We start from the raw sequence: 5,311 nt of genomic DNA, 5'->3' as shown, positions 1-5,311 counted from the left end.
ATTATATCTTTATTATTTGGTAACGAAACTAATTTCAGTATTTTTTCAATCAATTTTACGGGTTTTGGAGTATCAAACGGAGAAAATTCTTCAAATATATTAATTAATTCTTTCGTTCCCTGTGTTGATGTTCCACATTTTTCTGCGGTCCACCATGTATTATCAACTGATCCAAATAGTTTTTTTTCTTCATAAAACACTTTCAACTGAGGCCTCGATTTTCCTGTTTTCCCAAATATAATCCTGTTATCTTTTAACAGTTTTTCATAACTCTTCTCCTCTGTACGCCAACACCTTCCTTTGGGTGGCCAATACTCTTCACCAGTATTAGGGTTCTTAATCGCATATGTTAAATTAGGTCTAATATTTGGAGCGTCAAAAGGATCCGCTTTCCATAAACCTCTTGGATCATTGTCTTGATTATCGTAATTATCTTTATTTAAAGGTAAGGGCAAACATGCAAAACTTTCTTCCCTAAACCAGGTTGATGCATTACTTTCTTTTAGTCGCCTATTCTCCTTTCTTCGATTTTTTGCATAAGCTATCACATACTCATGACTTTTACTAATATCAGTATCATTTTGAACAGATTGCCTTGATTGCCAAGGAAATTGTGCAACAAGATTCGATTCACCAAAAACTTCATCACAAATTGCTCGTATGTTCTTGACCTCATTGTCATCAATACTTATAAAAATAACACCATCATCTGTTAATAAATCTCTTGCAACTCGTAATCTAGGATAAATCATATTCAACCAATCTGTATGAAAACGTCCATTACTATCAAAATTTGAAGTCAGACGATTTCCTTGTTCATCGTATTGTAAATCTCTTTTTAAGAACTCTTCTGTTCCTTCCTTAAAATCGTCTTCATAGATAAAATCATTTCCTGTGTTATATGGTGGATCGATATAAATCATTTTTACTCGATTTAAATAAGTTTCTCTGAGTAGCTTTAATACATCAAGATTATCCCCTTCTATGTAGAGATTTTCTGTTGTGTCAAAGTCCACACTTTCTTCTCGAGAAGGGCGTAATGTAGCGGCTATTGGCGCGTTTGCTAACAGTATTGATTTTTTCTTATCTGGCCACGTAAACTGGTAGCGTTCTTCTTTTCCCGAAACCACATGTGTGTTTATTTCTTGAGCCAGAACCTCTGCATCTATAGCACGAATAACCTTTCCACTTTTATCTACTGTTTCCGTCACCGCATTCGGAAACAATTTTGCTAAAGTATTAAAATTAGCATCAGCAACATTAGCTGTATGCATAGTTAACTTTTCGTTCTTTTCCATCATTACACTCCCTTAAGTTGATCTTTCAACTGTCTTATTTCTTCAACCAGATTCCATTTTCGTCTAGGTTGCTTTTCATTCATCGCTTTCTTTTCAAGAGAAGTTATTTGTTTCTTGAGTTTCTCTTTGAACTCATTTTGAATAATAACTTCATCAAGATCTTTTCCACCTATCTGCTCTATTCCAGCAATATCAGCAATAAGAGCATCCCATACAGCTTTTAAGTTAAGACCCTTAAGTTTAAACGTCCACTCATTAATGGGTCTACTATCTGACACTAGTACTCGATTGGCTCGATGGACTGCAAACTTTACTGTATCCTTATACTGCAATGCAAATAGCATGTTCTGATTAATTAGCTTTGACAAAAGGATAATGTTTTTTTTATCGCAATCCGTCGTCTTCATCTGAACTAAAACGATGTAAATGGCTGCGACCTCTTCATCTGAAACAATACTTACTGTTTGAGGGGAAATCTCAGCAATAATTGAAAGACGATTGATTTGTTCATCAAATAGTTTCCGCTCAGCTACACTAGGTTTAAATTTCTCAAAAATCGCTTTCTTCGGAAGCTGTTTATTTATTTCAGTAGAGTTAGGTAATCCAAACATTTTAGCCCCCTTATCTCACATTAACGAAACAGACCAATTCAAAATCGTCTAACCCGTCAATTGTGTTCTCTGCTAAAGATATTTGCTTGCCGGAAAGGAAACTATCGATTGAGTCATCCTCATTGAGATCCACAATCGACTTTACAGCAAAATATAATAGATCTGAATAGTGTCGCATATTTCTACCGTCTTTCGTATCAATGTTGAATTGCTTGCAAAGGTCAAGCAACGGTTCTGCTTTCCCTTTGCAAAGCTGACGAAAAACATCAAGAAGTTTTTTCGGTTGAAGATGATCAATATGAGCCACTGAATCATCACGTACATATACCATATAAAATGGATGTAGTTGGTTTTTATTGTGGTTATTTATGATGGCATTTTTATTTTTTAAAATAAAGATGGTTCCCTTTGGAGTGTTTTCATTTCCGTTTACCACCGCATGAAGTCCAAATGGTACTTTGTCTAGATTATCATTCTTTTTAACATAATCGAGAAGATCAAGCCTGAATTCATTTAACCCTAGATCCATAATAGAAACACCATTTTGCATATCCTCGATGTCAACTACTTCATTTTGCAATTTTTCAAGTTGGGCTTTACGATATTCCAAATCCCCCAGTTCCTCTGAATCAATTGGATTATCATCACCAGTAGAAGTCATAACAGAAGCTTTCATGCGCATTTCTACTCGCCCTTTTAGCTCAAGATATTTATCTAGGCCGATATTAGGCCAAAAGTTAACGAGCTGGATAGTTTTATTTTGACTACCAATACGGTCAACTCGACCAAAACGCTGAATTATCCGGACTGGATTCCAGTGTATATCATAATTCACACAGTAATCACAGTCCTGTAAGTTTTGCCCTTCGGAGATACAGTCTGTGGCGATGAGTATGTCTATCTCAATTGGATTATTAGGCATTAGCAACTCTTTATCTTTGGAACGTGGTGAAAATAGCGTAAGTATCGTATTCATATCTTTACGTGGAAGCTTTACTGTAGTTCTTCCATCCGTTGTTCCTGTAATCATTGCTGTATGAAGACCAAATTTGTCTTTTATAATCGGAGCTATCTGAGCATACAAATAATCCACTGTATCAGAGAACGCAGAAAAGATAAGAATCTTTTTGTTATTCTCATTAAAAGGACTCTGAATCTTTTCAGCAATCAAGTCAATCAATGTTTGTAGTTTAGTATCATGTTCAGGAGTAATAACTCGAATCATAGAAGATAGGAGCATGAGAATTTCAGAATCCTCTAATAGCTTCTCCCTCCAGGTAATATAATCCATGTCCCCAAGATCAATATCAATTTTCTTAGCGTTATTTCCAAAGAACTTCGTATTTCGGTCATCTCCATCAAAGTCAGTCTCTGCAAGCTCTCGTGTTTTAAATATTTGTCTATTTCCATGTTTATATGCATCAATAGCCTTTATAGTTTCATTAATGAGCTGACGAACCCTTTCCAGTGTAATGCTGAAAGAAACAACAGAACTCTCAAGTCTTTTCAAGAGATTAATGGACATCAACCTGCGAATACCAACCTCCCGTCCAGCTCGATCGATATTAACGTTTGACTCTATGTATTTATGCCGCCTACTATCAAGCAAGAAATCCGTTGGGATATAAACAGAAAGATTAAGTTTCATGAGCAAATCATAGATTTCATCATAATCAATAGCATCTGATAGATTAGTGAGCTTTGGTCTTAATGACAGTGGCTTAAGCCGTTCTGGGAACTTTCCAATAGCTTCAATATTATAATAATTTTCGATGTGTTTTCTTGATCGAGCTATAGTTACACTATCAAGCATGGTAAAAAAGTCGAAGTCGAGAGCTCGTAATAGGTTCTCTGTAGTTCTCTCTCCTGGATCCAATTTGCTCCATTGGTTGAAAGCAATTTGCGCACTTCGGAATATGATATCAATGGGCTTTGCAGTGTCGAGTTTGTCATTAATTAAAGCAGGATTACCCTCATAAGCAAGTTCAAGTTGATGCCTTAAATCAGAAAAACCATTGTTGACAGGCGTTGCCGAGAGCATAAGCACTTTTGTTTTTACACCTTGTCTTATTACTTTATTTAGTAATTGTAGATATCGGTTTTCTTTTTTATTATCACCACGGCCTGAATAATCCCCACCGTTTCGGAAGTTATGACTCTCGTCAATTACAACCAGATCATAGTTACTCCAATTAAGCTTCGCTAAATCAATATTCCCAGACGTCCCATGCTCACGAGACAAGTCAGTATGATAGAGAACATCATATCGCAATCGATCTGCCGCAATAGGATTGTTACGATAGTTTTCTTTAAATGTAAACCAGTTATCACCAAGTTTCTTCGGACAAAGCACTAGCACATTCCGATTTCGTAGCTCGTAATATTTGATAACAGCAAGAGCAGTAAATGTTTTACCTAAACCAACACTATCCGCAAGAATACATCCATTGTAATTTTCTAACTTATTGATTATTGCAAGAACAGCATCTTGTTGAAAATCATATAGTTTCTCCCAAATTTTGGTCTCTTTAAATCCTGTGGCTTCATTAGGTAATACATCCTCATTAATATCAGCTAGGAACTCATTGAAAATATTATAAATTGCAACAAAATAGATAAACTCAGGTGGGTTCTCATTATATGCTGCTGTAATGCCATCAATCACCTGGTCTGTTACGTCCTGCAAAAGATTTTTGTCATTCCAAATCTGGTCAAACATTTTCACGTATTCATCCGCAAGAGGTGTATCAATTCGATTGACCAGGCTCATAATGTTGCTTCCACCTTCACAACCTAAATCTGCAGTAGTAAATGAATTTAGTGGCGAATAAGCGATAGATTCGCCAGGCTTCACCACGCTTAGAAAACTCCCTATCGCTCCACCAGTTACATTAGAACGAAAGCTGACTTTCTTTTTAATCCATTCAGCACATTCCCTAGCAATTGCCTTTTGATTCAATTCATTCCGTAGTTTCACTTCAAATTCTGTTCCATACAAAGAACGCTCTCGGTTAAGCTGAGGAATATAGAATTCACGCTTTTCTCTAGCCGCTTTCTCACTTAAAAATGTCGGAGAGGTAAAAACAAAGCGTAATTCTTCTACACCATCCAGTTGCTTTTTTAAGGATTCGTACGCATAAATTGAAAAACAAGCTGCTGCTATTGAAACTTTATCCCCTTTCGAGACTGTTTTTGCTAAATCATCTCTCACAGTTTTATTGATGTTATCGAGAATCTGCATATTCTTCCCCTCCTCAATGTATAACTTAAATTATTTTAGTGAATTTCAATACTTTTACTATTCTGTATTTAAGCATTGACTTTAAGTATTTTTCACTTACTTGTTTATTTACTTTCTGGTGATATATAATTCATCATTTAATTAAAATTATACATTATATC

General features: G+C 35.6%; 3 protein-coding genes. All 3 read right to left on the bottom strand.

Annotated features, from left to right (window positions below; all coding sequences use genetic code 11):
* Positions 1-1,298: site-specific DNA-methyltransferase (locus DPV68_RS13510; protein ID WP_198662322.1), on the bottom strand; the 1,298-nt coding region annotated here is incomplete at its 3' end.
* Between the two features lie 2 nt (positions 1,299-1,300).
* Positions 1,301-1,909, bottom strand: a complete 609-nt coding sequence (locus DPV68_RS13505; RefSeq protein ID WP_114167310.1) for a DUF4391 domain-containing protein — start codon at positions 1,907-1,909, stop codon at positions 1,301-1,303.
* A gap of 10 nt (positions 1,910-1,919) precedes the next feature.
* Complete coding sequence (locus DPV68_RS13500; RefSeq protein WP_114167309.1) at positions 1,920-5,150, bottom strand: helicase-related protein; 3,231 nt, start codon at positions 5,148-5,150, stop codon at positions 1,920-1,922.
* Between the last annotated feature and the right edge of the window lie 161 nt (positions 5,151-5,311).

Origin of the sequence: Exiguobacterium sp. TNDT2 (assembly GCF_003331145.1) — a bacterium.
Taxonomy (GTDB): Bacteria; Bacillota; Bacilli; order Exiguobacteriales; family Exiguobacteriaceae; genus Exiguobacterium.
This window is presented reverse-complemented; position numbering and strand designations above follow the sequence as displayed.